This window comes from Frankia sp. BMG5.23 (genome assembly GCF_000685765.2).
In the GTDB taxonomy this organism is placed as follows: Bacteria; Actinomycetota; Actinomycetes; order Frankiales; family Frankiaceae; genus Frankia; species Frankia casuarinae.
In genome coordinates this window covers 1-2642 of sequence record NZ_JDWE01000138.1, presented here as the reverse complement: position 1 = coordinate 2642, position 2642 = coordinate 1, and the positions used below count along the sequence as shown (strand labels likewise).

1 protein-coding gene is annotated in these 2642 nt (G+C 70.9%); it reads right to left on the bottom strand.

What is annotated here, in order from left to right; genetic code table 11:
* On the bottom strand, positions 1-2642 hold a 2642-nt coding region (locus BMG523DRAFT_RS22110; protein WP_152987901.1), incomplete at both ends, for a condensation domain-containing protein.

Here is a 2642-nt window from a genome sequence, read left to right as displayed (position 1 = left end):
TAAACAATTCACCACACACCCCCACCGGCACTGGCGCCAAACCCCCATCCAGCACGAACACCCGCGTATTCGCCACCGGCCGGCCCACCGACACACCCACACCAGCCGTCAACTCTGTCGCCGTCGACCAGATCGTGGTCTCCGTCGGGCCATAGAGGTTCCACAGCCGAACGCCTGCGCGCAGCAGATCCGCGGCCAGATCGGCGGGCAGGGCCTCGCCGCCGCAGAGGGCGAGGAAGCCCTCAGGGCAGTCCCATCCGGAGTCCAGGAGCGTCCGCCAGGTGACCGGGGTCGCCTGCATTGCGCTAGCGCCGGCCGTGCGCAGTAGCCCGGCGAGCTCGGCGCCGGACGTGGCCTGCTCCCACGTCGCCAGCACTGTGCGCATTCCGAGGGTGAGTGGCAAGAACAGCTCCAGCGCCGCGATATCGAAGGCGTGGGTGGTGACCGCGACGAACACATCGGTCGCCCGCAACGGAAGCATGTCGCGCATCGCCGTCAGGAAGTTGGCCAGAGCGCCGTGGCTGATCATCACGCCCTTGGGCATGCCAGTGGAACCCGAGGTGTAGATCAGGTAGGCGAGGTCCTGGGCGGTCAGGCCCGTGGACCAGTCCGCTGGTTGTGCGTCCGGTTCGCCGTCGCCCACGTCGGCGATCACAAGGCTGGCCAGGCCGTCTGCGAAAGGCACCGCAGGGTCGTCGAGCAGGATCAGTGCGGGAGCGGCGTCCGCGACGATGTGACGCAGCCGCTGCGCGGGGTGGTGCGGGTCCAGCGGTACGTACGCGGCGCCACAGGCCAGCACACCAAGCAGCGCCACTACCAGGTCGGGGCCACGCTCCAGGCAGACGGCGACGCGGTCGCCTCGCCCGATGCCGCGGCGGCGCAGCGCCTCGCGCGTGGCCTCGACCCGGGCGATGAGACGCCGGTAGGTCAGCGTGACCCCGCCGGCCTCCAGGGCGACGGAGTCCGGGGTCAGCGCCGCCTGCGCGGCGAGCCGCAGCGGGACGGGCCCCGGCTCGGGGACAACCATGGCCGTCTCGTTCCATCTGGCCGTGATCCGGTGCCGCTCCTCGGCCGACAGCAGCGGCACCTCGTCGACCGGCCGCTCCGGCAGGTACGCCACCGCCGACAGGGCGGCGAGGAAGTGGTGCTGCAGCCGCTGCACGGTGGCCTCGTCGAAGAGCGCCGTGCGGTACTCCAGCATCCCCTGCAGCTGGTCGCCATCCTGAGCTAGGAAGAGCGACAGGTCGAACTTGGCCCCGCCGGGGTCGTCCGGCAACGGGGTCAGCATCGCCTCGCCCAGCCGGATTGGGCCAAGCACGGCCTCGTGCATGCCGAGCATCACCTGGAACAGCGGGTTGCGGTCCGGGGTGCGGTGCGGATGCAGCGCCTCCACCAGGGACTCGAACGGCAGCTCGCTGTGCGCGTACGCGCCCAGGCACTCATCCCGCATCCGGCGCAGCAGCTCCCGGACGGTGGGGCGCCCGCCAAGATCTGCCCGGATGATGACGGTGTTGGCGAAGAAGCCGATCAGGGACTCGAGCTCCGGCAGCGGGCGATTCGCGACGGGGGTGCCGATGCCGAAGTCCTCCTGGTTGGCATGCCGACCCAGCACCATCGCCCAGGCGGCCAGCGCGGCCATGTAGAGCGTGACGTCCTCATCCCGACAGCGCTGACGTAGCGCCCGGACCAGCTCGGCCGGGACGGGGAAGCGCCGAACGGCGCCCTCGAACGTCTGCACCGCAGGCCGCGGACGGTCGGTGGGCAGCTGGACGAGGTCGGGCAGGCCCGCGAGCCGCTGTGACCAGTACTCCCGCTCGCGCGCCCGCCGCTCGCCGCGCTCGGTGCCGCGCAGCCAGCGGGCATAGTCCGCGAACTGGAGCCGAGCCGGCGGTCGCGCCGTCGCGCCCGCGCCGAGATGCGCCTCGTACCGCTCGACCAGCTCCCGGATCAGGATCTGCACGGACCAGCCGTCGGCGAAGATGTGGTGGGTGGTGACGGCCAGCACGTATTCGGTCTGGCCCAGCCGGTACAGCGTCGCCCGTAGCTGAGGGGAGCGGTCGAGCTGGAACGGCCGGCGGCCCTGTTCACGCGCGGCGTCCCGCATGGCTGCCGGCCGCCGCTCGTCCGGGACCGACCTCAGGTCCACGGCGCCGAGAACCACGCGGGCCTGCGGATCGACGATCTGCCGTAGCTCCGCGCCGAGACGCACGCAACGGCTCCTCAGCACCTCGTGCCGGTCGACCACGTCGTTGAGGGCCCGCTGCAGCGCCATCCGGTCCACCGGACCTTCGATCCGGAACGTGCCATGCAGGTGATAAGCGCGACCCGCGTCCTCGTCGAACTGCTGCAGGAACCACAGGCGCTCCTGTGCGTCGGTCGCCCGGGACTCGTCCGGAACGCCCGCCACGCGCGACGCCGCCTCGATCGGGGGGAGACCAGCGCCGGCCGACGCGGCGCCTTCGATGCGATCACAGAACTCACCGAAAATCGGGGTCTCGAAAAGCATCCGCACCGGAATCGGCACCCTGAGCGCCTGCTGAAGGCGGGCGACCATGCGGGCTACCAGCAGGGAATGACCACCCAGATCAAAGAAGTTGTCTCGCAACCCCACCCGCTCGACACCGAGCAGCTCCTCCCACACC